We start from the raw sequence: 24824 nt of genomic DNA, 5'->3' as shown, positions 1-24824 counted from the left end.
CGTTGTCTCTCATCGTCCTATACGCATCTCGAATGCTTGCATTGCGTATTGCAATTGGACTTTGCCCAAGCGCACTGGCAATGATGCACGCGGTCCCAATCAGCCAACTCAGGAGATGAACCTTATGAACGGTGTATCGCGTCGGAGTGTTTTGCGTACGGGAGCAGCGGCGGCGGGCGCGCTGTCGTTCGGCCTGCCACAGTGGTCCATGGCTTCAGGCAAGTATCCGGACAAGCCCGTGCGGGTGATCGTGCCGTTCCCGGCAGGGGGCACGACCGACGTGGTCGCGCGCCTCATCCTGCAGAAGCTCGGCGAGGCCATGGGCCAGTCGTTCATCGTGGAGAACAAGGGCGGTGCGAACGGCGCCATCGGCTCCGAATTCGTCGCGCGCGCCGCGCCCGACGGCTACACGCTGCTGTTCAACACTGCCGGTGCCCAGACGCTCACGCCGGTGATCAGCAAGGCCAACTACGAGGCGCTCTCGAGCTTTGAGCCCATCGGGCTGGTGTGTGACGTCGGCTTCGTCGTCATCGCGCGCAAGGACCTGCCGGCGAACAACATGCAGGAACTCATCGCGCTCGCCAAAAAGACCGACAAGCCGCTCTCCGCGTCCTCGGGCAGCAGCATGATCTCGCTGGTGACCGAGCAGTTCAAGCGCGTCGTCAACGCGCCCGCCGTGATCAACGCGCAGTACAAGGGCACCAGCCCGCAGATGCAGGCCGTGGTGGCGGGCGAGGTGGATTTCTCGTTCGACTCCTTCGTCTCCGTCGAAATGATCAAGGCCGGCAAAGTGAAGGCGCTCGGCGTGATCCTGCCGCAGCGCGCCGAATCGTTCCCGCAGGTTCCGACGCTCAAGGAGTCGGGCATCACGGGCATGGAGTTCGGTTCGTGGGCGGGCATGCTCGCCCCCAAGGGCACACCCAAGCCCATCGTCGACGAACTGGCGGGGCAGCTCGCCAAGATAGTGAAGATGCCGGACGTGATCGCCAAGCTGAAGTCTTACGACTACGTGCCGCGTTTCGAGAACCCCGAAGAATTCGGCAGGCACATCCAGAGCGACACCGAGCGCTGGAAACGCATCGTCAAGGAAACAGGGTTCAAGATCGAGTGACGTTGGCGCCGCGCGCTGGCCCGGGCGCCAGCATGCGCGCCTTGCGCCAGTTGCCGAGCCGGTAGTACGCCATGGTCATCACCATGGAGCAAAGCGCGCTGATCGGAAAGCTCCACCAGATCGCGTCGGCGCCCCACAGGGGCTGCAGGAAATGCGCGAGCGGCACGCGGATGCCCCACATGGCGATGGCCAGGATGATGAGCGGCGGCATCACCGCGCCGGTGGAGCGGATCACGCCCGCGAGCACGAAGGTGACGCCGAAGAACAGGAACGAGCCGATGGCGATGTGGTTCAAGTGGCGTGCGGTCTCGATGGCCTCGCTGCCCACGGGAAGAAACCAGCCCATCATGAAGCGGTCGGCCATCACGATGATGAGAATCAGCGCGCCGGTCATCACGAGGTTGCAGAACACGCCCGCGCGGGCGGTGGCCTCGACCCGGTCCCACAGGTGCGCGCCGACGTTCTGCGCGGCCATCGAAGAGCAGGCCGCGCCGATGGCCATGGCGGGCATCTGCACATAGGTCCAGAGCTGCAGCGCCGCGCCGTAGGCCGACGCGGTGTGCACGCCGTAGGCGTTCACCATGGAGATCATCGCGATCATCGCGAGCGAGATCATCAGGATCTGCGCGCCCATCGGCAGGCCTTTGGTGACGAGCGCGCGCAGGATGGTGAAGTCGGGCCGGAACAGCGCGAGCTCGTGGCTGCCTATCCACAGCGGATGGCTGCGCAACCGCAGCCAGACCAGCATGAGCGCGAATCCGATGGCGTTGGCGATCAGCGTGGCGAGCGCCGCGCCGGTCATGCCGAGCTTGGGCACCGGTCCCCAGCCGAAGATCAGCAGCGGGTTGAGCGCGGTGTCGAGGATCACCACCAGCAACAGAAACCAGAACGGCGTCTTGGTGTCACCCGCCCCGCGCAGCACGGCCGAGACGAACGCGAACAGATAGAGCAGCGGAATCGCGAGAAAGATCACCTGCAGATAGGCTTCAGCGAGCGGCAGCGCGTCGGTGGGCGTGCCCATCCATTCCATGAGCCGGCGCGCGAGCGGCCAGCCCACGGCGGCGATCACCACGGACGCCGCACCGAAAAAGGTGGCGCTGGTGCCCAGCACCCGCTTGGCCTGCGCCACGTCGTGCGCGCCCATGGCCTGACCGACAAGGATGGTGGCCGCCATGCCCACGCCGAATATCATGCCGATCAGTGCGAACATCACGTTGTTGGCATTGGCCGTGGCGGTGAGCGCGGCCTCGCCGAGAAAGCGGCCGATCCACATCGCGTTGATCGAGCCGTTGAGCGACTGCAGCACATTGCCCGCCAGAATCGGCAGCGAGAAGATGAACAGCGTGCTGACGATGGGGCCCTTGGTGAGGTCGCGCGTGGGCGTGCGTGCGGAAGGGCGATCCGCTGCGGGATTCTGGGCGCCGTGGGGGCTGGGCTCGCTGGACACTGGAGAGGACATGGGCGCTGAGTTTGTGGCCGGAACGGCTTGGAGTCTGCCAGACAAAGGCGCGATCCGGCAGCGTCACGCCAATCCCGGACGCTTCCTGCCACAATGGACGCCAGATCCGGGCTGCGGCCTGCTTGCGCTTTTTTCGACCTCCCGTCATGACATCTTCCAGTTCCACCACCTCCGGCAATTCTTGGCCCTCGCGGCACTGGGCCGAAGTGAGCGCGCATGATTTCGCCGCTGCGCAAACCAATGGCCTGGCCGCGCAGACCATTGCCGTGCTGCCGGTAGCGGCCGTGGAGCAGCATGGCCCGCATCTGCCGCTCAGCGTGGACGCGACGCTGCTTGAAGGCGTGATCGCCGCCGCGCTGCCGCAGATCGACGCGCGGATTCCGGTGCTGTTTCTGCCGCCGCAGAACATCGGCTTCAGCACCGAGCACACCAGCTATCCGGGCACGCTCACGCTGTCGCCCGCCACGCTGATCGCGCTGTGGACCGAGCTGGGCGCCTGCGTGGCGCGCGCCGGCATCCGCAAGCTTCTGCTGCTCAACGGCCATGGCGGACAGGTCAGCGTGATGGACATCGTCGCGCGCGAGCTGCGCGTGCGGCATGGCCTCATGGTCTACAGCAGCAGCTGGTTCAGCCTGCCGTTGCCCGACGAGGTGAGCGCGCAGTTCAGCGCGCACGAGCACCGCTTCGGCATCCATGCCGGACAGATCGAGACCTCGATGATGCTGCATCTCGCGCCCGAAACGGTGCATATGGAGCGTGCCGAAAATTGGCGTTCGACCTCGCAAGACCGGTCCGAGCAATTCGAGATTCTCGGCAATGGCCGCAGCGCCAAGATGGGCTGGGCCATCGAGGATTACAACGCCAGCGGCGCGGTCGGCGATGCCGCCGCAGCCAGTGCCGACAAGGGCGCGCGCGTGGTGCAGGCCGCCGGAGCAGCGCTCGCCCGATTGCTCGGGGAACTGCATGCGCTGCAGTCACCCGTGCCCCGTTGATCACTTTCCATTCTTGAATTTCAGACCATGAGCCTCACCGTCGACATCCCCGCCTATCCCGCCGAACCCGAGCACATGATCTTCGGCCTGCCCATGCCCATGGCGCGCGCCTTTGCGTTGAAGGGCGAGGCCATCGGCAACGACCGCGCGCGCGTGCGCATGCCGCATCAGGAGCAGTTCACCAACAGCCGCGGCGACATGCACGGCGGCGCCATCGCGACGCTGCTCGACGTGGGGCTGTCGGCCGCCGCGCGTGCGCATGATCCGGGGCGCTATGGCGTGATCACCGTGGACCTGACTATCCACTACATCGCGCCCGCAGCGGGAGACGTGATCTGCACGGCGGTCTGCGAGAAGCGTGGGCGGAGCCTGAGCTTCGTGCGCGGCGAGCTTTTCAATGACGCGGGCGAACTGCTCGGCATGGCGACCGGCACGTTCAAGCTCGTGGAGCGCAATCCCGGTTGAGGCTTCTGGCAAACGCCATCAAGCGTAAGTGATCCAATCACGGTGCGCATCGGAATCCAGGTGCGCGAGCGAGTTGAAGGTCTGCAGCATCAGGCGTCTGGGGCTGATGCTGAACTCGGTCACCGCGCTGTTGCGGATGCGCATGTTCAGCGCGATCATCATTTCGGCGGGCGTGGATAGCACCTCGCTCATGGCGGTGGCGATGGGGCCGCCGCTCGAAACCAGCAGCACGTTGCGGCCCACATGCTGATCGCGCACCTGTTCGAGCACGCCGCGCACGCCGCCTGAAAACTCGTCCCAGCCCGGCATGCCGACAGGCGTGATGGTGCCGCTCATCCACTGCGCGAGCGCATCGCAGAGCAGTCGGAAATGCTGCTTGTAGAGCTCGGGCGTGTGCACCTCGGGGCGCGGCCCGGGGCGGACTGCGGCGATCAGCGCGTGGCTGTCGTACTCGTTGAGCGCCGGCGTGACCAGCGGCTCGCAATCCATCTGCATGCCTTGGCAGATGGCGTCCAGCGTCTGCGCATGGCGTTGCAGCGAGCCTCGAATCACGGCATCAAATTGCATGCCGCGCTCGCGCCAGTATTCACCCAGACGCACGCACTGCTCGACGCCGCGCGCGCTCAGCTGATCATAGTTTTCCGCACCAAACGAAGCCTGTCCGTGACGTACAAGATATAGCGTTCCCATGGCGCGAATTGTGTGCGCATGAAGCGATGGAGGCTGTCGCTGGGGGGACTCGCAGGCACACCCTCGCACATCACTTCGCGCGAGCCATTTCCGCTGACGGCAGCAGGCCTCTGGCCTGCAGTTGCCCGAACCATTTGCGGAACATGTCTTCGGTGTCGATGCAGCCGTTGAAGCCCGCCTGCCGGATCTTCACCGAGCTCATGATCACGGGGGGCAGCGGTCCTTCCTTGCCGTGGTTCATCTGGAAGTCTGCGTACACCGCGCCTTGTCCGATGAAGGCCGCGAGATCGCGCGGCGCCTTGAGGCTGTACCTGTCGACGAGGGCTTCCCACGCCTTCTGTTCGCCGGGCACGGTGGCGCCGAGGGATTGCGGCTCGGGTGCGCTCACCTGCATGCCGAGGGCGTCGGCGATGGCGGGCCAGACGTTCTGCCAGGTGAACACGTCGCCGTTGTCGAGGTTGAAGGTTTCGTTGCGTGCGTTCGGCGACGTGGCGGCCCATGCGCAGGCCTGGGCGATCAGGTCTGCGTCGATGGCCTGGTTCACGCGCTCCGGACCGCCGGGGTAGGCGAGCGCGAGGCCGCGTTCGTGCCGAAGCCAGGCGTACACGCCGATGGCGGGGATCGGGTTCATGTTGCTGCCCATCGCGTCGCCGAAGACGATGCGCGGGCGGAAGATGCTGAAGTGCCAGCGCGTGGATTTCGCCTGGCGCTCGCGCAGAAAATCTTCCTGCAGCCAGTAGAAGTTCTCGTGATCATCGCGTGGCCAGCGTTCGCGTGCGGGCACGGCGATGCGGGGGTGGATGTGCACGCCATAGGCCTTGCCGCCCTGCATGATGCTCACATGCGCGAGGGCGCTGCCCGCGCGGTCCAGCGGCTCGACCACGTTGCGCAGCATGTCGAGGTTGGTGCGCATCTGGTCCTGATCGCGCCAGCCGCCGACGAGGCCGCCGGGCTGCTCATAGACCGCCGCGTAGATCACGTGCGTGATGTCGTCGCGTGTGCCAAGCGCAGCATCGCAGGCCGCGCGATCCTGCAGATCGAGCTGCAGCGACTGCGCACCCGGCGGCAGATCCGTGAGCTGTCGGCGTGCCACGCCGATCACGTTCCAGTCGGGCAGCGCGGCGAAGTGGCGCAGGCACGCCTGGCCGACCACGCCGCTCGCGCCCACGACCAGCGCGGTCTTTTGGTTGAGTGCCTTCATCGGTGTTGACTCCTGACTCATCCGCTCACGTCACTTCTTGACCATCGGGCACTTGGATTGAGCCAACGGCAGAAAGGCCTTGTCGCCGGGCACCGTCGCGACCAGCTTGAAGTAGTCCCACGGATACTTGGATTCCGCTGGTGACTTCACCTGGAAGAGGTACATGTCGTGGACCATGCGACCGTCCTCGCGGATGCGGCCGTTCTTGGCGAAGAAGTCGTTGATCGGCGTGGATTTCATCTGCGTCATCACCTTCGCCGTGTCGTCGGTCTTGGCCGCCTGCACCGCCTTGAGGTAGTGCATGGTGGAGGAGTAGGCACCGGCCTGGCTCATGTTGGGCATCTTCTTCATCTTGGCGAAGTAGCGCTTGGAGAAGGCGCGCGTCTCGTCGTTCATGTCCCAATAGAAGCCCTCGGTCAGCATCAGGCCCGATGCGGTCTTGAGGCCGAGCGCATGCACGTCGGTGATGTACATGAGCAGGCCGGCGAGCGTCTGCTTGCTGCTGCCGCCGAGCAGCCCGAACTCGCGCGCCGCCTTCACCGAATTCACCGTGTCCGCGCCGGCGTTGGCAAGGCCGATGATCTGTGCCTTGCTCTGCTGCGCGGTCATCATGAACGAGGCGAAATCGGTGGCGGCGATCGGGTGCTTGGCGGCGCCCAGCACCTTGCCGCCGTTGGCGTTGACGACCTTGCTCGCCTCTTCCTGCAGGCTGTTGCCGAAGGCGTAGTCGGCGGTCAGAAAGAACCAGTCCTTGCCGCCGCGCTGCGTGATCGCGCTGGCCGTCACATTGGCAAGCGCGTAGGTGTCATACACATAGTGCACGGTGCTGGGCATGCACAGGTCGTTGGTCAGGCGGTCGATGCCCGGGCCGTTGAAGACGATGACCTTGTTTTTCTGCTTGGCGACTTCGAGCACGGCGAGCGCCGGTGCCGACACCGCCACGTCCATCAGCGCATCGACCTTGCCGGTGTCGAACCATTCACGCGCCTTGCTGGCAGCGATGTCTGCCTTGTTCTGGTGGTCTGCCGTCACCAGCTCGATCTTCTTGCCGAGCACCTTGCCGCCGAAGTCGTCGATGGCCATCTGCACGGCAGTGACGGTGCCGGGCCCGGTGATGTCGGCGAACGGCCCCGCGAGATCGGAGATCACGCCAAGGCGGATCACGTCGTCGGAAATCTGCGCGTCCTGTGCGTGCGAAAGCGTGACGGTGCCCAGCAGCGCGGCGGCACAGGCGAGCTGGCAGGCACGGTGAATGGCGGACGAGGCTGGGCGTGGAAGCGCGGAATGGTGCGTGGGCATGGTCATGGTTTGTCTCCTGATTTTGTGAGTGTTGAATGTCGGAAGCGTTGGTTCAGATCGTCGCGATGGGCGTGACCGGCGAGCCGACGGCGCCTGGCAGGCGCAGCGGCGGCGCGGTCAGCAGGAAGCGCGTGCGGCCCAGCGCGTGCAGCGCGTCCGCGAGCTCCTGGAGGTGCCAGAGCTCGCCGAGCGGAATGCCGAGCTTGAACAAACAGTGTTCATGCAGCGGCAGCAGGGGGTAGCGCGAACCGTCGGTTGGCACGTTGCGTGGTGGATGGCGCTCGACCGCGTAGTTGTCGGCCACCAGCGCGGTGAGGCCGCTCTCGGTGATCCACTGCAGCAGGCGCGGGTCGCTGCCGTCGAGCGCGGCGCAGCTTGCATGCAGTTTGTGCGGGTCGGGCTGGCGGTTCATGGACAGCACCAGCTCCGCGAAGCCGGTGCGCAGCAGCACCATGTCGCCGGGCTCGACGCTCGCGCCGGTCACCGACATCGCGTGCATGAGCTGCTCGTAGCCGATGTCCTGAAACGCCGTGCCGAACACGCGCGCGATGTCGATTAGCACCGCGCGGCCCTGCATGCCCTTGACCGCGAGGTTCTCGATGCCGAGGCGTGTCGCCACGCTCTCGTCGGCGGGGCGGCCCGCGCAGCACATGGGCTGGTAGCGCGCGGTGGAAGACGGCAGGCCGTGATCGACGGGGCCGAGCACATGTTCATGCCCGCGATATCCGTTGTAGTAGGTAATGCGCGGCTCACCCGTGCCATCGACATCGAACAGCGATCCCACATGCGCGAACGAATCCCACTGCGTGGAGTACTGCAGCGACAGCAGCACCTGATCGTCGCTCACCACGTCGCTGGCGCCGGGGTGGACGTGGCCGAGAGGAAAGTTCAGGTAGTCGATGTCGTCGCGCTTCGTGGGGCGAAGGCGCGGCGGATGGCGGCGCACGTTGAGCGCGTTGCCGCCCGGAAAATCGAGCGGCAGCGAGAGGCAGAAGCTGCGCCCTTCGCGCACTTCGGCAGCGCCCTTGCGGACCTGCTCGGGGCCGATCAGATTGGTGCGGCCGAGTTGGTCATCCGGACCGAAATCGCCCCAGTTCGAGCCTTCGGGGCGCTGTTTCCATCGCATCGCTGTGTCTCCTTCGCCGTTTGCATCGGCGTTTGCGTGCAATGGTGGAAGTGTGCGATGCGTGCGTCAATCTTGAGCGGAAAAGTTTTGACCAGCGAAACCGCTCGCCGGGAAAACCCTTGCGCTGCCACGGCTGGTCTGCCGATGCGGTGTTGCGAGCGTCCACCGAGCGATTCCGGTTTCGACTGGCAAAACAAATGAACAGAGGTTCAGCCCAGTACCTTGGAGAATACTGCCGCATCCACGTTGCCGCCCGAGAGCACGGCGCCCACCGTCTGGCCCTTGAGCTGGTCGCGCTCCTGCATCGCGGCGGCAAACGCGGCTGCGCCCGCGCCCTCGGCCACGTTGTGGGTGTCTTCGAAGATCGCCTTCATCGCGGCGGCAACCTCTTCATCGCTGACCTGCACGACATGGTCGAGGTGCTGCATCAGCACCGACAGCGCGCCCGCGTCGGCAACGCGCACGGCGAGGCCATCCGCAATCTGCGTGCTGACGGGGGCCTCGACCACGCGGCCTGCGGCGATGGAGTCGGCATAGGTCGTGGCACGCGTGCTCACGACGCCCACGAGCCGCACCGGATGACCGAGCGCGAGCTTGGCCGCGACGGCCGAGCAGGCCCCCGAGCCGAGGCCGATCGGCACGTAGGCGACGTCCATCTTCGGTACGGCGCGAAAGAGCTCCCACCACAGCGTGGAGACGCCGCGCAGCAGGTCGGCATGAAAGCTCGGCACCATCAGCGCGCCGTTCTGCGCGGACAGTGCGATCGCGTGCTCGCGCGCTTCCTGAAAATCGTCGCCATGCTCGATCAGCTCGGCACCCAGCGCGCGCATCGCGGCGTTCTTCTCCACCGAGTTGCCATGCGGTACGACGATGGTGCAGGCCACGCCGTTCTTGCGCGCGGCCCACGCGATGCTCTGGCCGTGGTTGCCACGCGTGGCGCTGATCACCGACTTCGGCAACTGCCCGCTTTGAGCGAGCTGTTCGAAGAACGTGAGCCCGCCGCGGATCTTGAACGCACCGACCGGGTTGTGGTTCTCGTGCTTGAGCCAGCAGTCCGTGCCGAGGCGCTCCGACAGCAGCGACCAGCGGTACTGCGGAGTGGCCTGGAATTCCTCGTAGACCGTGCGCGCGGCGGACTCGATGTCCGCGAGGGACGGGAGCGACATGGTGATGTTCATGGGATGGTTCCTGTTCATGCGTTCAGGGTGACGAGCCCGCGCGGTGTGCTGAACGTGGCGCGGAGGGTGCTGGAGGGTGTGTGGGGCGGTGTGGGTGTGACAGCGATCTCTGTCTGGTCCAGATGCGCCGCGGCGAGCGCGCGCTCCAGTGCCGCCGCATCGGCATGCACGAGCTGCAGCGACTGCAGTTGCACGCCGCTCGCGGGAAGGGCGTCGCAGGGGTGCGTTGCGCCCCATTCGATCAGCGTGGGCAGGCAGCCGTCCATCAGGCGCTGGCCGTCGTCGCGCACGGTGATCTGCCATTCGAGCAGGCCGCTGGGCGTGGGGCGGCTGGCCTTGAGGATGCTGCCTCGATCGATCTGCAACTGACTCTTCCACGCGGCATGTGTGCTCGCAAGATCGGGCACGGCGGCCACCCAGTGGATGAGCCGCGGGCCGTCGTTCGCCACCTGCTTGCGCAGCGCGGGATCGTCCATGTCGAACCAGCGCTTGTGCCCGGCGGTGCGCGTGGGAACGGCACCGGGGTTGAGCGCGATGATCTCGAGATAGGCGCGTGGAAACGCAGGGCCCGCGATGTGGATGAGCCGGTTGTGCGTGCCCATGAGCGGGTGCTCGCCACCGGCGTTCGGCGTCACGCCCAGCGTTGCTTCGCACCAGCGCACGCCTTGTTTCAGCGTGTCGGCAAGGACCACGAGATGATCGAGGCGGGCGCGGGTGTCGTTCATCGTCACAGCGTCACCTTGCCCTGGATGAGTGTGTGGCTCGCTCCGCCGACCCAGACCTGGCCTTCGGCATCGCGCGAGATGTGCACACGGCCCTCGCGGTCGATGCAGGTGCCCTGGGCGGCAACGTAGGGGGCCTCGATGTGGCCCGCGTCGATCATCCACTGCGCGAAGCTCGCATTGAAGCTGCCGGTGATCGGGTCTTCGACGGCGGTGGTGGTGGCGTTGAAGAACACGCGCACCTCGATGTCGCTTGCGTCGTCCGCCGTGCTGCGCTCGAACGCGCGCGCTTCGCGGCTCGAGCGGGCGATCAGCGCATCGTTCTGTGGCGCATATTTTGCGGCGAAGCCCACTTCGGTGCACATCGCATAGAGCGCGGCGGTATCGGGCTGCAGCTCCATCACGCGGTCCGGATCGCGCAGCAGCAGTGCCCAGAACACCGGGCCGTTGTCGAGCAGCGCGCAGTCCACGATCTCGTCGCGTTGAAGGCCCATGGCGGCGAGCACGGCGGCCAGCTGTTCTTCGGTGAAGGACTTGCGCGTGGACGATGGCGCGGCAAACGCGAGGGGCGCGGCGGCGTTGCTGTAGTCCACGCGGACCGGCACCAGACCCTTGGCGCATTCCTGGACCACGACGCCCTCGCGCTGCGGCCTGCCGCCGCTGTGCAGCCACGCGTGGCAGGTGCCGAGCGTGGGGTGGCCCGCAAAGGGCAGTTCGTTGCTCGGCGTGAAGATGCGCACGCGGTAGTCGGCACCGGGCTGGGTGGGCGGCAGAAGGAAGCTGGTCTCGGACAGGTTGGTCCAGCGCGCGAATGTCTGCATCTGCGCATCGCTCAGGCCTTCTGCGTCGACGACGACGGCCAGCGGATTGCCTTTGAAGGCGGAAGACGAAAACACATCGACCTGCATGAAACGACGTTCGCGCATAAGTGGGACCTCAACGGTGAAAGAAAAAAGAAGCTGGCTGGTGCGGCGGCGATCCGCTGCTAGCTGACCTGCATGTCGAGCACGCCGCGCGCGCCCGTGCGTTCCACGAGCGACTGGAACCAGCGCTCGATCTGCGGCATCGGTGGGCGTTGCAGCGGCAGCGCGAACCAGCGATGGATTTCACAGCCGATGGGGATGTCGGCCATGGAGAAGTGGTCGCCCGCCATGTAGGCGTTCTTGGCGAGATGCGCCTCGAGCATCGCGAGCAGCGGCACGGTGGCGTTCACCGACCGCACGATGCGTGCATCGTCGCGCTGCTCGGAGGGCGTGCGCAGCAGCTGGATGAAGGCGTCGCGGCCGGCGGGGTTGAAGGTCGTCTGCTGCCAGTCCATCCACTGCTCGGCGACGAAGCGCGCCTTGATGTCGTCTGGATAGAGGCCGCCATGCGCATAGCGGGCGCAGAGATAGCGCACGATGACGTTGGACTCCCAGAGACGGTAGCCGTCCTCGTCCTCGATGAGCGGGACAAGACCGTTGGGGTTGTGGCCGAGGTATTCGGCCTCGCGGACTAGGCCGAACTGGCCGCCGGCGTCGGTGCGCTGCACGGCGAGGTCCAGTTCCTGGGCCGTCCAGATCACCTTCCGAACATTGATCGAAGAAGTCCTGCCCCACAGTCTCAACATATCTTTGCCTCTTGTTTGTGTGCTTGTTCGTTGGTCGTTTGGAGGCGCCAATACAGCCCCTCATGCGTTGTTGCGAAGGCTTGCCGTATGAACATACTGTCTGCGGCTTCGACGCCTAGCCTGAGGGGCTGTCTTGGCGTTGGGGTGGTGGTTCGGTCGCCCGATGTGCTTCATTTGTGAGCTGTCTGGGAGACCGAAATTCACCTGGCTCAGGCCTTGGCGTTCAGCTCTTCCTTGATCGTTTCGGCCAGCGCCGCGATGGCGATGTTGATCTGGTCGACGGTGGCGGTGACGAACGACAGGCGCATGGTGCGCACGTCGGCGTTGTCGGCATAGAACGCGGCGCCGGGGACGAAGGCGACGTTGCGGTCGACGGCCTTGGGCAGGAGCTTGGCGGTGTCGATGCCTTCGGGCAGGCGCAGCCACAGGAACATGCCGCCCTTGGGTCGGTTCCACTTCACGTCGAGGCCGGCCATTTCGCGTTCGAGAGCGGCCACCATGGCTTCGCATTGCGCCTTGTAGAGCGTGCGGATCTCGGGCACGTGGCGATCGAGGAAACCGCCCTTCATCACTTCGGCGACGAGGCGCTGGTTGAAGCTCGGGGTGTGCAGGTCAGCGGCCTGCTTGGCCTGCAGCAGCTTGGGATAGATGTTCTTGGGTGCGACCACGAAGCCCAGACGCAGGCCGGGGGCCAGCACCTTGGAGAACGAGCCCATGTAGATGCCGCCTTCGGGGTTGCGCGCGGTGAGCGGCAGCGGGGGCTGCTCGTCGAACCACAGATCGCCGTAGGGGTTGTCTTCGACCAATGGAATGCCGAGTTCCTGCGCCTTGGCGACCAGCGCCGCGCGGCGCGCTTCGGTCATCGTGCGGCCCGTGGGGTTCTGGAAGTTGGGCAGCAGGTACATGAAGCGCGCCTTGTCGGCGCCGGAGCCGGCTTTGGCGACGAAGTCCGCGACGATCGGGCCTTCCTCATCGCTTGCGACCGAGACCACGTTGGGCTCCATCGGCGAGAACGCCTGCAGCGCGCCGAGGTAGGTGGGCGTTTCCACGAGGATGCGGCTGCCCGAGTCGATCAGCACCTTGCCGAGCAGGTCCAGCGCCTGCTGCGAGCCGGTGGTGATCAGCACCTGGTCGGGGCTGATGTCCCAGGGCAGGAAATCGGCAATCGCCTCGCGCAGCGGGATGTAGCCTTCGCTCGCGGCGTATTGCAGGGCGGATGCGCCGTCGTTGTTGAGGATGCTGGCAGCGGCTTCGGCAAACGCGCTGATCGGGAAGGTCTTGGGCGAGGGCAGGCCGCCGGCCAGGCTGATGATGCCGGGCTTTTCGGTCACTTTGAGGATTTCCCGGATCACCGAGGGATTCATCTTTTCGGCGCGTGCGGCCAGAGTCCATTGAGTCATGATGCTTGCTTCTTGCGTGTGCAGCCGGCTTGCGGCGCGCGGCTGTGGGGGAAAACGTTGTGGGATGAATGAAGGCCATGCCCGGGTGCGGGCGTGAGCGCTATTTTCGCTGCGGTTGCCCTCTCCGGGGGCGAATGCAGGTTTTCGGGGGGCTTGCTGCGCGAGTTCATGTGCCGAGCATCCAGTACGCGGTGAGCACCAGAATCAGGGCCATCAGGCGGTTGAACCACAACAGGCGTCGCCCGGTGGCGAGCCAGTTGCGCAGCAGCGCGCCGATGGAGGCGTAGAGCAGATTGCTGGTGAAAGCGTAGCTCGCCATCACCGGCAGAACGATGGCCAGACGCTGCACGCCGTCGTCGCGGCCGATGATCCAGCCGCCGACGATGGTCAGCGCGAGCATCCAGGCCTTGATGTTGACGAACTGCAGCGCCGCGCCTTGCCAGAATCCGATGTGCATGCGCGAGGCGTCGGCCTCGGAGAGCTTGCCGCTGCCGCTGAGCTTGAAGGCCAGCCACAGCAGATAGGCGACGCCGATGATCTTCACGCCCCAGCGCAGCGCGGGCACCGCGAGAAGCACGGCACCGAGGCCCGCCGCGCAGAGCAGCAGCAGCGCGCACCAGCCCACCGGCACCGCGCACACGAAGCGCATTGCCGGACGAATGCCGCGATTGGCCGCGAGCGCGGCCGAGAGCGTGGTGTTCGGGCCGGGCGTGAAGCTCATGGCCGTGGCGAGAACCAGCAGTGCGGTGAATTCGGCGAAGGGCATTGCAATTCGGTGGGTGAAGGGAATGGCTTGGGATTCACTGTAGGATAAAAACCATTACAGTGCCAATACAGTTTGCTCTACAAATTCACGATCTGTATTGGAGATTTGGCCGATACAGATCGCATACTTGGCGGAACGGGGCAGACGCGGCGGATCGACCATACCGCCGGTTCGCCACGTTGCCGCAATGCATTACACCGCCATGGCCCTTACCCGCACACCCGATCAGACCCTTACCGACCAGTTGGCCGAGCGCTTCGCCGAGCGCATTCGCACCCGCCTGCTGCCAGCGGGCGCCAAGCTCCCCTCGGTGCGCGCCTGCGCCCATCAGCAGGGGGTGAGCGCCTATACGGTCGTGGCCGCATATGACAAACTGCTCGCTCAGGGGCTGGTCGATGCGCGCCGCCAGCGCGGCTTCTTCGTGCGCGACGTGCTGCAGAAGAGCCCGGCCGCGTCGCCCGGGTCATCGCCGGTGGTCGACGAGGGCCTTGCAGCGGCGGTGAACCCGGTCGCACCGCTCGGCGTGCGGCCGCCGCGCTCGTCGGGCTCGCTCATCAATGCCACTTCGCTGATGCGCGGCATGTTCTATCAGGCGTCGAACAAGCCGCAACCGGGCTCGGGCGTGCTGCCGGTGCAGTGGCTGGAGGAGGCGCGCTTCATGCCCGCCGCGGTGCGCAAGATCACCACCATCGAGACGCTGCGTGCAGGCTCGCTGAGCTACGGCGAGCCGCTCGGCGATTCGGGGCTGCGCTCGGTGCTGGCGCAGCGGCTGGCGGACATCAACATCTCGGCGACGCCCAACCAGATCATGACGACCGTGGGCGCGACGCATGCGCTCGACATCGTGAGCCGCACGCTGCTCAAGGCTGGCGATCCGGTGATGGTTGAGGAGCCCGGCTGGTCGCTCGAATATGCGCGGCTCGACGCGCTCGGCATGCGGGTGCTGCCCGTGCCGCGCGGCCCGGAAGGGCCCGATCTCGAGGTGATGGCGCACTATTGCGAAACCTACGCGCCCAAGCTCTACGTGAGCGTGAGCGTGCTGCACAACCCCACGGGCTACAGCCTCTCGCCGGGCAGCGCGCACCAGATCCTGCAGTTGGCCGAGCGCTTCAACTTCTACGTCGTCGAGGACGACACTTACGGCCATATCGCTCCCGCGCACGCCACGCGCCTGTCGAGCCTGGACGGGCTGCAGCGCACCATCTACGTGAACGGCTTCGCCAAGATACTCGCGCCCAACTGGCGCATCGGCTACCTGGCCACGCCGCCCGAGCTGGTTGAGCGGCTCCTCGACACCAAGCTGCTGTCCACCCTCACCACGCCGAGCATTCTGGAGAAGGCGCTGGCGCTGTGCATAGAGCAGGGCCAGCTGCGCCGTCACGCGGAGCGCATGCGGCTGCGCATCGCCACGGCGCGCGCGCGCAGCGTGCAACTGGCGCTGGAGGCGGGCTGCACGTTCGTGGCCGAGCCCAGCGGCATGTTCGGCTGGGTGGAGACCGGCGTGGACACCGACATGCTCGCCCAGCGCATGCTCGACGAGGGCTACCTCATCGCGCCCGGCGCGCTGTTCCACGCCACGCGCAGGCCGTGTACGCTCATGCGGATCAATTTTGCGAACACGCTGGATCCCCAGTTCTGGAAGGTCTGGAAGCGGGTGGTCGCGGAAAGCTCGTTGCGTGGCTGACACCCGGGCTGGGGAAACTCCGAATCGATTCAGATTCGATTTTCAATTTTTGCAAACAAAGTGAATTAAAAATAACAAATTGATCCACTTCGTTTGGCTTCGGAAAATCGTTGGCTGATGGATCGCTCCCAAGGAGTGGTGGCTTGCGTTGGGGGCGGTGGGCCGTTCCATGGAGTCAGGAATGAAGGTCTGTATGTATTAACAGTTACGCAAGGTCGATAATTTGCGATAGTGAGAAGTCGGTATCATCCCATTTACATATTGAAATGCTGGCGGTACTGTCGCCAGCAAGGTGTTCGCGCATGGGAGTCGACGCTGGCTCGCCGCGCCGCGCCGATTGGCGCAAGGTGGTGGCCTCAGCACATGGAGAAACAATGCAATCTACGCTGACTAGCTCTGGTGAACCTGCAGTCCCCGTTTCGGTGATGACGGTGGCGGAGCTGCAGGATTCGCTGTTGATGGTGATGCACGATCTCCACCGCCTGGAAGGGCTTCTCGGCGACGCGACCGACAACCTGCTGCAGCGCTTCGGCGAGGCTGACGGCCTGCTGAGCGACGATGTGGTGATGCAGTCCGAGCGCCTCGAAAAGGCACGCGTCGCGCTGCGCAGCGCGGTCACCGAACTGCAGTTCCACGACATGGCGACACAGCTGATCACCCACACGACCAAGGTCGTGCGCTCCTGCGCCTTCCAGCTCGGCGCCGAAGCCATGGGCTCTGCGGACGAGGCGGCAGCCCTCCACGACGTGGCGCCCCAACGCCCCAATCCGGTGACGCAGAGCGAAATGGCTGCGGGCTCCATCGAGCTGTTCTGATCTCTGGATGAGAAGAGTCCGACTCCGCACCATTCCACGCTCAACGGCCCCCGTTCCATTGCACCCATAAAGTTAGATAAAGGTTCCACTCCCATGCCATCCATTCTTGCTGTTGATGACTCGCCTTCCATGCGCAAAATGGTGTCGTTCACGCTGACCGGCGCGGGCTACCACGTCGTGGAGGCGGTCGATGGGCAGGATGCGCTCGAGAAGGCCGAGGGTCAGGACATCGACCTCGTGCTGGCCGACCAGAACATGCCGCGCCTTGACGGCATCGGCCTCACGCGCAAGCTGCGCGAGCACCCCAAGTTCAAGACGACGCCGATTCTGATCCTGACCACCGAGTCGAGCGAGCAGATGAAGCAGGCCGGACGCGCAGCCGGCGCCACCGGCTGGCTGGTCAAGCCGTTCGATCCCAATCGTCTGATCGAAGTGATTCAGAAGGTTCTGCGCTGAGGCACGGGCCGCAGCCTCACAGCAGTCCACTTGGAGAACAGCATGGCCGACACCCACCCAGAAGGCGCGGGCGCGGGCGCACCAGCACCCTTCGATCTCAGTCAGTTCTACCAGATCTTCTTTGACGAGGCGGTCGAGAACCTCGAGCAGATGGAGCACATGCTGCTGCATGTCGATCTGGCCAACGCCAACGACGAGCAGCTCAACGCTATCTTCCGCTGCGCGCACTCCATCAAGGGGGGCGCTGCGACCTTCGGCTTCACCGACATCGCCGAGCTCACCCACCAGATGGAATCGCTGCTCGACCGCGTGCGTCGACGCGAGCTCTCGCTGTCGCCCGATCTGGTCGATGTGCTGCTGGATGCCGCCGACCTGTCGCGCGAGCTGCTCACGCGCCACCAGGACGGCGAGACCAGCGAGCCGCCATCGACCGCAGCGCTGGTGCGCCGCATCAGCGAGCTGGTGAGTGGGCGTCTGCAATCGACGGCTGCAGCAGCCGCTGCCGGCGCCGCAGTTGCGGGGGGCGTACCCTCGGGTGTGGCGAGCGAGTATGGCCTTTTCGAGCCGCAAGTCGCGCGGGATGAGCAGCAACCACTGCGCAGACTGGCGCTGCGCATCGGCCCGATGCAGACCGCCGAGGCGGCGGACGAGGTGGCCGATCTGCTGTGCAGCATGCCCAACGTGGCGCAGATCGACGAACTGCCGGTGCTCCAGGCCAATGTGCGTGCGCTGATCGTCGAAACGCGCCTGACCGATGACGAACTGCGCGATCTGCTGGCCTTCCATCTGTCGGACGAGCAGCTGGGGATCGATCAGGAGGAGATCATCGCGGGGCCGGATTCCGCGTTGCATTCCGACGTTGCCGATTCGCAGCCGCCGGAGGTGATGGAGGACGAGTTCTTCGGCCTCTTCAGCGGCGCGCCGGGACTGCCGGTCGAACTGATGGTCGAGCCCGAAGTCAGTCCGCAGAGCACGGCTCAGGCCGGCAAGCCCGTGGGCGGTGGGTTCGAGCACAAGGTCAACACGACCTCCCACGTGGAAGCGGCGACGATCCGCGTGGCCGTCAGCAAGGTGGACCAGCTCATCAATCTGGTGGGCGAACTGGTGATCACCCAGGCCATGCTCGCGCAGAACAGCCTGGGGCTGGATACGCGACTGCACCAGCAGTTGCTCACCGGGTTGGCGGACCTTGAGCGCAACACGCGCGAGCTGCAGGAGTCGGTCATGTCGATCCGCATGATCCCGATGTCGGTGGTGTTCAACCGCTTTCCGCGCATGCTGCGCGATCTGGCCTTCAAGTGCGGCAAGAACGTCGAGCTGGTCACGCAGGGCGAAGCGACGGAGCTCGACAAGAGCATGGTCGAGAAGATCACCGATCCACTCACGCACCTGGTGCGCAACAGCTGCGACCACGGCATCGAGACGCCGGTCGAGCGCGTCGCCGCGGGCAAGCCGGAACACGGCACGATCACGCTGTCGGCCTCGCATCAGGGCGGCTCCATCATGATCGAGGTGCATGACGACGGGCGCGGCCTCTCGCGCGAGAAGATTCTGCGCAAGGCGCACGAGCGCGGCCTTCCAGTATCGGACGAGATGAGCGATCAGGATGTCTGGGGACTGGTGTTCGAGCCGGGCTTCTCGACGGCCGATGTGGTCACCGACGTCTCCGGGCGCGGCGTGGGAATGGATGTGGTCAAGCGCAGCATCGCGGCGCTGGGCGGCAGCGTGGAGATCGATTCGGCCGAAGGCTACGGCACGCGCATCTCGGTGCGACTGCCGCTCACGCTCGCCATCATGGATGGCATGTCGGTCGCGGTGGGCGACGAGGTCTACATCCTGCCGCTGTCCTCGGTGGTGGAGTCCTTCCAGGTTTCCGCGGACCATGTGAACACGGTCGCGCAGGGCTCGCCGCTGGTGAAGGTGCGCGACGAATACATGCCGGTGGTCGAGCTCGACAAGTTGTTTGACGTGCCGCGCAGCGCATCGGCATTGGCGCGCCATGCGGACATCATGGTCGTGGTGGAAGTGGAGGACAGCCGAGTCGCGCTGCGCGTGGACGAGCTGCTCGGTCAGCATCAGGTGGTGGTCAAGAATCTCGAGACCAACTATCGCAAGATTCCGAATGTGTCGGGCGCCACGATTCTGGGAGACGGCTCGGTGGCGCTGATTCTCGATGCAACGTCCATCGTGCGCCGGGCGTGCGGAACGCGCGCTTCGCTCGCGAGCGATCTGGGAGAGCTGGTATGAACGACGCGGCCATGCAGGCGCTGGGCGCTGCGGCGCAGGGCAAGGAATATCTCACGTTCCGCATTGCCGAAGAGGAGTACGGAATCGACATCCTCAAGGTGCGCGAGATCCGGCGCTACGAAGCGCCCACGCGCATCGCGAGAACGCCTGCGTTCATCAAGGGCGTGGTCAATCTGCGAGGCACCATCGTGCCCATCGTCGATCTGCGCATGAAGCTGCACCGGAGCAGCGCGCCGCACTACGGCGACTTCACGGTGGTGATCATTCTGAACCTGCTCGACCGCGTGGTCGGCGTGGTCGTCGATTCGGTGAGCGACGTGCTGCATCTGAAGAGCGACGAGATCAGCAACGTGCCCGAATTCGACAGCGCCATCGACCACGAATGCATCGAAGGTCTGGGCAGTGTGGCCCAGCGCATGCTGATCCTGCTGGACATCGAGAAGCTGATGTCCAGCGTCGACATGGGGCTGGTCCCCGCAGACGCGTGAGCGCACTGGCAACAGCACGATGACATCAGCGCTTGCCTCCCTTCATCCCGACGAACCTCCAGTCGTGCGGCGTCGCCGCGCACCGGCGGCGGACCTGACTGCGGACGGCATGCCCGACGGAGATATCGGCGAGCGCGAGTTTCTCTGGACGGCGCAGGACTTCGATCGCATCCGCACGCTGATCCGCGCGCGCGCTGGCATCCATCTGCATGGCGGCAAACAGGCGATGGCATACAGCCGCGTCGCGCGCCGACTGCGTGAAACCGGCCACAAGAGTTTCCACGACTATCTGAACTGGCTGGAGCTGCGACCAGACCACGAGGAGTGGCAGGAGTTCGTGAATGTGCTGACCACGAACCTCACGGCCTTCTTCCGCGAACCGCACCATTTCGAGATGCTGGCCACCTGGTTGGCGCAGCATCCGAACGGTCCCTGGCATGTCTGGAGCTGCGCGGCGTCGACGGGCGAGGAGCCATACTCCATCGTGATGACGGCCCACGAGACGCTTGGCCCGCAAGCCGCGCGCTTCAAGGTGCTGGCGAGCGACATCGATTCGCGCGTGCTGAAGCGGGCAGCGGAGGGCGTGTTTCGTGACGATCACCTGAAGGGCCTGAGCGAGGAGCGGCTGCACCGTTTCTTTCTGCGTGGCACCGGGGTGAATGCGGGGCTGGTGCGCGTGCGCCCTGCTCTGCAGCAGGCAGTGGAGTTTCAGCACATCAATCTGATCGACGCGGACTGGCCTTTCCAGCAGCCGCTTGACGTGGTGTTCTGCCGCAACGTGATGATCTACTTCGACGCGGAAACCCAGCGCGGAGTGCTCGAGCGATTGCACGCGGTGATGCGACCCGGTGGTCTGCTCTTCGTGGGGCATGCCGAACATTTCAGCGACGCGCGCGACCTGTTCGTGCTGCGCGGAAAGACGGTGTACGAGCGTCTATGAAAACCCATTCGAGGATCGCCGTGGACGCGGCATCGAGGACCGGGCCATGAACACCGAAGTGGCGCAATCAACACTGCGTGCGCGCGGCCCGCTGGACGTGTCGCTGGAGCAGCTCAAGGCGCGTCCCGTGGCGCCGGGGCAGGCCGCGTTCTTCTTTTTCGACAACCATTTCCAGCACAACGCGGTCAAGGTGCTGCCGGGTGAATATTTCGTGACCAATGAGAACGTGATGCTGATCACCGTGCTCGGCTCCTGCATCTCCGCCTGTCTGTGGGACAGCCGCGCGGGCGTGGGGGGCATGAACCACTTCATGCTGCCGGTGGGAGACTCGACGGATCTGTCGGGGCGCTACGGCTCGTACGCGATGGAGCTGCTGATCAACGAGATGATGAAGCTCGGCGCGCGTCGCGAATTCATTCAGGCCAAGATCTTCGGCGGCGCGCAGGTGATCCATGGGTTCACCAACATGAACGTGGGGGAGCGCAATACGGGGTTCGTGCGCGAGTATCTGCGCACCGAGCGCATTCCCGTCGTGTCCGAAGACGTGCTCGACATCCATCCGCGCAAGGTCGTGTTCTTCGGCACGTCCGGCAAGGCGATGGTCAAGCGTCTGGCCCACACGCACCAGGAACAACTGGCGGCGCTCGAGGCGCGTGGCAACGCGGCTTCGGTGGTGCGCGCCACGCGTGGTGGTTCCGTGGATCTCTTTGGTCAACGGAAGGGCTGAGCAGATGTCGGGCAAATGCCGGGTGCTGGTGGTCGATGATTCGGCACTGGTGAGAAACCTGCTCAAGGAAATCATCAACCGACAGGCGGACATGGAGTGCGTGGGCGCGGCCAACGACGCGTTGGCGGCGCGCGAGATGATCCGCGATCTCAATCCCGATGTGGTCACGCTCGACGTGGAGATGCCGCATATGGACGGCATCGATTTTCTCGGTCGTCTGATGCGTTTGCGGCCCATGCCGGTGCTGATGATTTCAACGCTCACCGAACATGGCGCGGATGTCACGATGCGCGCGCTTGAGCTCGGCGCTGTGGACTTCGTCGCCAAACCGCGCCTTGGCATCGAGAACGGTCTGCTCGAGCTGGCGCAGCAGATCGTTGAGAAGATTCGCGTCGCCGCGCAAGCGAAGGTCAAGCGTCTGCCGTCTCTGTCGCTCGAGTCTGGCAGGCGGCTGCGTGCGATCAGGACGCCAGAGCGCGAGCGGCCATTGCAGAACACGCAGCCGCTGCGGATTGCGTCGTCGCTGCTGAGCGACAAGCTGATCTGCATCGGCGCATCCACCGGCGGGACCGAAGCGGTGCGCGAGGTGCTGGCCTGCATGCCGAGCGATGCGCCGCCCGTCGTCATCGTGCAGCACATGCCGGCAGGCTTCACGGCCAGCTTCGCCGCGCGTCTCAACGAGCTCAGCACCGTGACGGTGACCGAGGCCATGCATGGCGAGCCGCTCCTGCCGGGCCATGCCTACATCGCGCCGGGTGGCAAGCACTTTGCCGTGGCACGGCGCGTGGGGCGCTACGTCGCGTCGATCTTCGATGGCGAGACGGTCAACCGGCACAAGCCATCCGTCGATGTGCTGTTCCGCTCGGCTGCCGCTGCCGCGGGGCCCAATGCCATCGGCATCATGCTTACCGGCATGGGCAGCGACGGCGCGTCCGCGATGCGCGTGATGAAGGAGGCGGGCAGCTACAACTTCGCCCAGGATCAGGCCACCTGCGTGGTCTTCGGCATGCCGCGGGAAGCCATCGCGCATGGCGCGGTGGATGCCGTCCTGCCGCTGCCCCAGATCGGACCGGCCGTGCTGGCAAGGCTGCTCAAGAGCGTGGGGCCGGGCCCGTTGCTCGATGAGCCGCCGTACTGAGTCGCCGTATTGACCAGCGCGGCCCGCCGGCGCATCAGGCCGAGAGTTCGGACCAACGCTCCAGCGCGTGCATCAGCAGCTCTTCGATTTCGCCATCGCGCACATTCAGTGCTGCGGCGCGTGCGGCATCGCGTGAGTAGATCGTGCCATCCGCGAGTTCGGTCTGAATCGACTTCTGCTCGGTCTCCAGTGCATCGATCTGGGCGGGCAGCTGGTCCAGCTCGCGCTGCTCCTTGTAGCTGAGTTTGCGTTTCTGGGCGGGAGGGGCGGCGCGCGTGCCGTTGTCCGCCGGGCTGGCTTCTTCCTTGCGCGCTTCCTTCTTTGGAGCCGCAGCAGCGGCGGCGAGGTCACGGCGGCGGCGTGACTGCGTCAGCCAGTCTTCCACGCTGCCCTCGTACTCCGTCCACACGCCCGCATCTTCGTAGGCGATGGTGCTGGTCACCACGTTGTCGAGAAACTGCCGGTCATGGCTCACGAGGAACACGGTGCCGTCATAGCTTTGCAGCAGCTCTTCGAGCAGTTCCAGCGTGTCGATGTCGAGGTCGTTGGTCGGCTCGTCGAGCACCAGCACGTTGGCGGGACGTGCGAACAGGCGCGCGAGCAGCAGCCGGTTGCGCTCGCCACCGGACAGCGATCGCACGGGAGAGTGGGCGCGCGCGGGGGAGAACAGAAAGTCGCTCAGATAGCTCTTCACATGCTTGCGCTGGTTGCCGATCTCGATCCATTCGCTGCCGGGGCTGATGAAGTCTTCGAGCGTCGCATCCAGATTGACGGACTGGCGCATTTGGTCGAAATAGGCGATCTGCAGATTGTTGCCGCGGCGCACTTTGCCAGAGTCGGGCTCGAGCTCGCCCAGAATCATGCGCAGCAGCGTCGTTTTGCCGGCGCCGTTGGGGCCGATCAGTCCGACCTTGTCGCCGCGCAGAATGGTGCCGGTGAAATTTTTGACGATCTGCTTTTCGCCGAAGGCCAGACTCACGTCGGTCAGCTCGGCAATGATCTTGCCTTGGTAACCGTTCTGCGAGCCCGAAGCGATATCCATGTTCACGCTGCCCAGCGCGTCGCGACGCGCTTCGCGCTTGGCGCGCATGTTCTCCAGGCGCGTGATGCGGCCCTGAGCGCGCGTGCGGCGTGCTTCCACACCCTTGCGAATCCAGATTTCCTCTTGCGCGAGCAGCTTGTCGGCCTTGGCGTTGATGACGGCCTCCTGCGCGAGCTGCTCTTCCTTCTGCGTCACATAGGCCGCGAAGTTGCCGGGATAGGAACGCAGCTGCCCCCGATCGAGTTCCACGATGCGTGTCGCCACGCGATCCAGAAACGCCCGGTCATGGGTGATGGTGACGAGGCTGCCCTTGAAATCGATCAGCAGTTCTTCAAGCCATGTGATGGAGTCGAGGTCCAGATGGTTGGTGGGCTCGTCAAGCAGCAGCACGTCGGGCTTGGCAACGAGCGCGCGAGCCAGGGCGACGCGCTTCTTCGTGCCGCCGGACAAGGTCGAGATGCGCGCGGTCGCATCGAGATGCAGCCGGTGCAGCGTCTCTTCCACGCGCTGCTCCCAGTTCCAGCCGTCATGTGCTTCGATTTTGGTTTGCAGCGCATCCAGATCGACATCCGCAGCGCCGGAGAGATATTGCTCGCGCCACTCCACCACATTGCCCAGACCTTCGGAGGCGACCTCGAAAATGGTGGACTCCGGATTCAGATCCGGCTCCTGCGCCACATAGGTGGAGCGCAGGCCCTGTTGAACATGCAGCTTGCCGTCGTCCGCCTTGGCCATGCCGGCCAGAATCTTGAGCAACGAGGATTTGCCCGCGCCGTTGCGGCCGATCAGGCCGACGCGCTCGGAGTTCTCCAGCGCGAAATCCGCATGGTCGAGCAGGGCAACATGACCAAAAGCCAGTTGCGCATCTAGTAGTGTGATGAGTGCCATGGGACGGGATTATCCGCACCTGCGAGCGGCCCTCTATATATGGAGCCTATGCAGCCCCTCGGGAAATGCCTTTGCTCAGAGGGGCAGGGCGGCATGCAGATGGACAGATTTCGTAAAAAAACTATCAAACTCACAAATTTCAGGGAAAACCCGGACTACAATCACTCCATCGCTTCAACAAGCAGTCACATTGCAAGTCGCCGAAAGGCGGATTGCAGGCAGCAAGAGAAGCGGTTGAAAAAAGTTCTCTAAACTTCCCGGTTGGTTCAAAAATCGGTATAGAATAGAGGGCTTCGCTACCAAGAGGTGGTTGCTGGTGATTCGGTGATGACTCTGGGTGGTGAGAAAAAAGAAATCTTGGATTTCTTCTTCTGGGTCGCA

24 protein-coding genes are annotated in these 24824 nt (G+C 64.9%); 11 read left to right on the top strand and 13 right to left on the bottom strand.

Annotation, left to right across the window (positions count from 1 at the left end; translation table 11 throughout):
- The first annotated feature begins 124 nt into the window (after positions 1–124).
- Positions 125–1111: a Bug family tripartite tricarboxylate transporter substrate binding protein gene (locus tag ISG32_RS25120; RefSeq protein WP_194773752.1), complete on the top strand. Its 987-nt coding sequence runs from the start codon at positions 125–127 to the stop codon at positions 1109–1111.
- Here the strand turns inward: ISG32_RS25120 and ISG32_RS25115 are convergent.
- Positions 1098–2570: an MATE family efflux transporter gene (locus ISG32_RS25115; protein WP_194773751.1), complete on the bottom strand. Its 1473-nt coding sequence runs from the start codon at positions 2568–2570 to the stop codon at positions 1098–1100. The genes ISG32_RS25120 and ISG32_RS25115 overlap by 14 nt on opposite strands.
- A 146-nt stretch (positions 2571–2716) precedes the next feature.
- Here ISG32_RS25115 and ISG32_RS25110 point away from each other — a divergent pair, with 146 nt between their 5' ends.
- Complete coding sequence (locus tag ISG32_RS25110; RefSeq protein ID WP_194773750.1) at positions 2717–3562, top strand: creatininase family protein; 846 nt, start codon at positions 2717–2719, stop codon at positions 3560–3562.
- 27 nt (positions 3563–3589) lie between these two features.
- Positions 3590–4027 carry a PaaI family thioesterase gene (locus ISG32_RS25105; protein ID WP_194773749.1) on the top strand — a complete coding sequence of 146 codons (438 nt, stop codon included), beginning with the start codon at positions 3590–3592 and terminating at the stop codon, positions 4025–4027.
- Between the two features lie 18 nt (positions 4028–4045).
- Here the strand turns inward: ISG32_RS25105 and ISG32_RS25100 are convergent, their stop codons facing one another.
- From ISG32_RS25100 to ISG32_RS25055, 10 genes are all read right to left on the bottom strand, one after another.
- Complete coding sequence (locus tag ISG32_RS25100; protein ID WP_194773748.1) at positions 4046–4717, bottom strand: histidine phosphatase family protein; 672 nt, start codon at positions 4715–4717, stop codon at positions 4046–4048.
- Between the two features lie 70 nt (positions 4718–4787).
- Positions 4788–5918 (bottom strand): SDR family oxidoreductase, encoded by a 1131-nt coding sequence (locus ISG32_RS25095; RefSeq protein ID WP_194773747.1) that lies wholly within the window; start codon positions 5916–5918, stop codon positions 4788–4790.
- 30 nt (positions 5919–5948) lie between these two features.
- Positions 5949–7217 (bottom strand): ABC transporter substrate-binding protein, encoded by a 1269-nt coding sequence (locus ISG32_RS25090; protein ID WP_194773817.1) that lies wholly within the window; start codon positions 7215–7217, stop codon positions 5949–5951.
- A 52-nt stretch (positions 7218–7269) separates the two neighbouring features.
- Positions 7270–8343, bottom strand: a complete 1074-nt coding sequence (locus ISG32_RS25085; RefSeq protein ID WP_194773746.1) for a cyclase family protein — start codon at positions 8341–8343, stop codon at positions 7270–7272.
- A gap of 209 nt (positions 8344–8552) precedes the next feature.
- On the bottom strand, positions 8553–9521 hold the full coding sequence (locus ISG32_RS25080) for a threonine dehydratase (RefSeq protein WP_194773745.1): 969 nt from the start codon (positions 9519–9521) through the stop codon (positions 8553–8555).
- Between the two features lie 14 nt (positions 9522–9535).
- Positions 9536–10246 (bottom strand): VOC family protein, encoded by a 711-nt coding sequence (locus tag ISG32_RS25075; protein WP_194773744.1) that lies wholly within the window; start codon positions 10244–10246, stop codon positions 9536–9538.
- A gap of 2 nt (positions 10247–10248) precedes the next feature.
- Positions 10249–11169: a PhzF family phenazine biosynthesis protein gene (locus tag ISG32_RS25070; protein ID WP_194773743.1), complete on the bottom strand. Its 921-nt coding sequence runs from the start codon at positions 11167–11169 to the stop codon at positions 10249–10251.
- Positions 11170–11228: 59 nt separating this feature from the next.
- Positions 11229–11852, bottom strand: coding sequence for a glutathione S-transferase family protein (locus ISG32_RS25065; RefSeq protein WP_194773742.1), 624 nt, complete (start codon positions 11850–11852; stop codon positions 11229–11231).
- A 209-nt stretch (positions 11853–12061) separates the two neighbouring features.
- Positions 12062–13252, bottom strand: a complete 1191-nt coding sequence (locus ISG32_RS25060) for an aminotransferase-like domain-containing protein (RefSeq protein WP_194773741.1) — start codon at positions 13250–13252, stop codon at positions 12062–12064.
- Positions 13253–13418: 166 nt separating this feature from the next.
- The gene (locus tag ISG32_RS25055; RefSeq protein WP_194773740.1) at positions 13419–14018 is read right to left on the bottom strand and encodes a LysE family translocator; all 600 of its coding nucleotides are present in this window, start codon (positions 14016–14018) and stop codon (positions 13419–13421) included.
- 202 nt (positions 14019–14220) lie between these two features.
- Here ISG32_RS25055 and ISG32_RS25050 point away from each other — a divergent pair, with 202 nt between their 5' ends.
- From ISG32_RS25050 to ISG32_RS25015, 8 genes are all read left to right on the top strand, one after another.
- Positions 14221–15702 (top strand): aminotransferase-like domain-containing protein, encoded by a 1482-nt coding sequence (locus ISG32_RS25050; RefSeq protein ID WP_194773739.1) that lies wholly within the window; start codon positions 14221–14223, stop codon positions 15700–15702.
- 374 nt (positions 15703–16076) lie between these two features.
- Positions 16077–16517 carry a hypothetical protein gene (locus tag ISG32_RS25045; RefSeq protein WP_194773738.1) on the top strand — a complete coding sequence of 147 codons (441 nt, stop codon included), beginning with the start codon at positions 16077–16079 and terminating at the stop codon, positions 16515–16517.
- Between the two features lie 93 nt (positions 16518–16610).
- Entirely contained in the window at positions 16611–16973 is a 363-nt protein-coding gene (locus ISG32_RS25040; protein WP_194773737.1) for a response regulator, read from the top strand.
- Between the two features lie 42 nt (positions 16974–17015).
- On the top strand, positions 17016–19220 hold the full coding sequence (locus ISG32_RS25035; RefSeq protein ID WP_194773736.1) for a chemotaxis protein CheW: 2205 nt from the start codon (positions 17016–17018) through the stop codon (positions 19218–19220).
- Positions 19217–19708 carry a chemotaxis protein CheW gene (locus tag ISG32_RS25030; protein WP_194773735.1) on the top strand — a complete coding sequence of 164 codons (492 nt, stop codon included), beginning with the start codon at positions 19217–19219 and terminating at the stop codon, positions 19706–19708. Before ISG32_RS25035 ends, ISG32_RS25030 begins: the two co-directional genes overlap by 4 nt.
- A 19-nt stretch (positions 19709–19727) precedes the next feature.
- Positions 19728–20648, top strand: coding sequence for a CheR family methyltransferase (locus ISG32_RS25025; RefSeq protein WP_407645093.1), 921 nt, complete (start codon positions 19728–19730; stop codon positions 20646–20648).
- Positions 20649–20694: 46 nt separating this feature from the next.
- On the top strand, positions 20695–21375 hold the full coding sequence (gene cheD, locus ISG32_RS25020) for a chemoreceptor glutamine deamidase CheD (RefSeq protein WP_194773734.1): 681 nt from the start codon (positions 20695–20697) through the stop codon (positions 21373–21375).
- Positions 21376–21379: 4 nt separating this feature from the next.
- Positions 21380–22513: a protein-glutamate methylesterase/protein-glutamine glutaminase gene (locus ISG32_RS25015; RefSeq protein WP_194773733.1), complete on the top strand. Its 1134-nt coding sequence runs from the start codon at positions 21380–21382 to the stop codon at positions 22511–22513.
- A 34-nt stretch (positions 22514–22547) separates the two neighbouring features.
- Here the strand turns inward: ISG32_RS25015 and ISG32_RS25010 are convergent, their stop codons facing one another.
- Together ISG32_RS25010 and ISG32_RS27690 are read right to left on the bottom strand one after the other, a co-directional pair.
- Positions 22548–24443 (bottom strand): ATP-binding cassette domain-containing protein, encoded by a 1896-nt coding sequence (locus ISG32_RS25010; RefSeq protein ID WP_194773732.1) that lies wholly within the window; start codon positions 24441–24443, stop codon positions 22548–22550.
- A 174-nt stretch (positions 24444–24617) separates the two neighbouring features.
- Positions 24618–24824: hypothetical protein (locus ISG32_RS27690; RefSeq protein WP_228530107.1), on the bottom strand; the 207-nt coding region annotated here is incomplete at its 5' end.

The sequence above is a fragment of the Diaphorobacter caeni genome, from assembly GCF_015354245.1.
Taxonomy (GTDB): Bacteria; Pseudomonadota; Gammaproteobacteria; order Burkholderiales; family Burkholderiaceae_C; genus Diaphorobacter_A; species Diaphorobacter_A caeni.
This window is presented reverse-complemented; position numbering and strand designations above follow the sequence as displayed.

Coding starts and splice junctions, on each gene's coding strand:
- ISG32_RS25120 (WP_194773752.1), top strand. CDS start 125: ATGAACGGTGTATCGCGTCGGAGTGTTTTGCGTACGGGAGCAGCGGCG.
- ISG32_RS25115 (WP_194773751.1), bottom strand. CDS start 2,570: ATGTCCTCTCCAGTGTCCAGCGAGCCCAGCCCCCACGGCGCCCAGAAT.
- ISG32_RS25110 (WP_194773750.1), top strand. CDS start 2,717: ATGACATCTTCCAGTTCCACCACCTCCGGCAATTCTTGGCCCTCGCGG.
- ISG32_RS25105 (WP_194773749.1), top strand. CDS start 3,590: ATGAGCCTCACCGTCGACATCCCCGCCTATCCCGCCGAACCCGAGCAC.
- ISG32_RS25100 (WP_194773748.1), bottom strand. CDS start 4,717: ATGGGAACGCTATATCTTGTACGTCACGGACAGGCTTCGTTTGGTGCG.
- ISG32_RS25095 (WP_194773747.1), bottom strand. CDS start 5,918: ATGAAGGCACTCAACCAAAAGACCGCGCTGGTCGTGGGCGCGAGCGGC.
- ISG32_RS25090 (WP_194773817.1), bottom strand. CDS start 7,217: ATGCCCACGCACCATTCCGCGCTTCCACGCCCAGCCTCGTCCGCCATT.
- ISG32_RS25085 (WP_194773746.1), bottom strand. CDS start 8,343: ATGCGATGGAAACAGCGCCCCGAAGGCTCGAACTGGGGCGATTTCGGT.
- ISG32_RS25080 (WP_194773745.1), bottom strand. CDS start 9,521: ATGAACATCACCATGTCGCTCCCGTCCCTCGCGGACATCGAGTCCGCC.
- ISG32_RS25075 (WP_194773744.1), bottom strand. CDS start 10,246: ATGAACGACACCCGCGCCCGCCTCGATCATCTCGTGGTCCTTGCCGAC.
- ISG32_RS25070 (WP_194773743.1), bottom strand. CDS start 11,169: ATGCGCGAACGTCGTTTCATGCAGGTCGATGTGTTTTCGTCTTCCGCC.
- ISG32_RS25065 (WP_194773742.1), bottom strand. CDS start 11,852: ATGTTGAGACTGTGGGGCAGGACTTCTTCGATCAATGTTCGGAAGGTG.
- ISG32_RS25060 (WP_194773741.1), bottom strand. CDS start 13,252: ATGACTCAATGGACTCTGGCCGCACGCGCCGAAAAGATGAATCCCTCG.
- ISG32_RS25055 (WP_194773740.1), bottom strand. CDS start 14,018: ATGCCCTTCGCCGAATTCACCGCACTGCTGGTTCTCGCCACGGCCATG.
- ISG32_RS25050 (WP_194773739.1), top strand. CDS start 14,221: ATGGCCCTTACCCGCACACCCGATCAGACCCTTACCGACCAGTTGGCC.
- ISG32_RS25045 (WP_194773738.1), top strand. CDS start 16,077: ATGCAATCTACGCTGACTAGCTCTGGTGAACCTGCAGTCCCCGTTTCG.
- ISG32_RS25040 (WP_194773737.1), top strand. CDS start 16,611: ATGCCATCCATTCTTGCTGTTGATGACTCGCCTTCCATGCGCAAAATG.
- ISG32_RS25035 (WP_194773736.1), top strand. CDS start 17,016: ATGGCCGACACCCACCCAGAAGGCGCGGGCGCGGGCGCACCAGCACCC.
- ISG32_RS25030 (WP_194773735.1), top strand. CDS start 19,217: ATGAACGACGCGGCCATGCAGGCGCTGGGCGCTGCGGCGCAGGGCAAG.
- ISG32_RS25025 (WP_407645093.1), top strand. CDS start 19,728: ATGACATCAGCGCTTGCCTCCCTTCATCCCGACGAACCTCCAGTCGTG.
- cheD (WP_194773734.1), top strand. CDS start 20,695: ATGAACACCGAAGTGGCGCAATCAACACTGCGTGCGCGCGGCCCGCTG.
- ISG32_RS25015 (WP_194773733.1), top strand. CDS start 21,380: ATGTCGGGCAAATGCCGGGTGCTGGTGGTCGATGATTCGGCACTGGTG.
- ISG32_RS25010 (WP_194773732.1), bottom strand. CDS start 24,443: ATGGCACTCATCACACTACTAGATGCGCAACTGGCTTTTGGTCATGTT.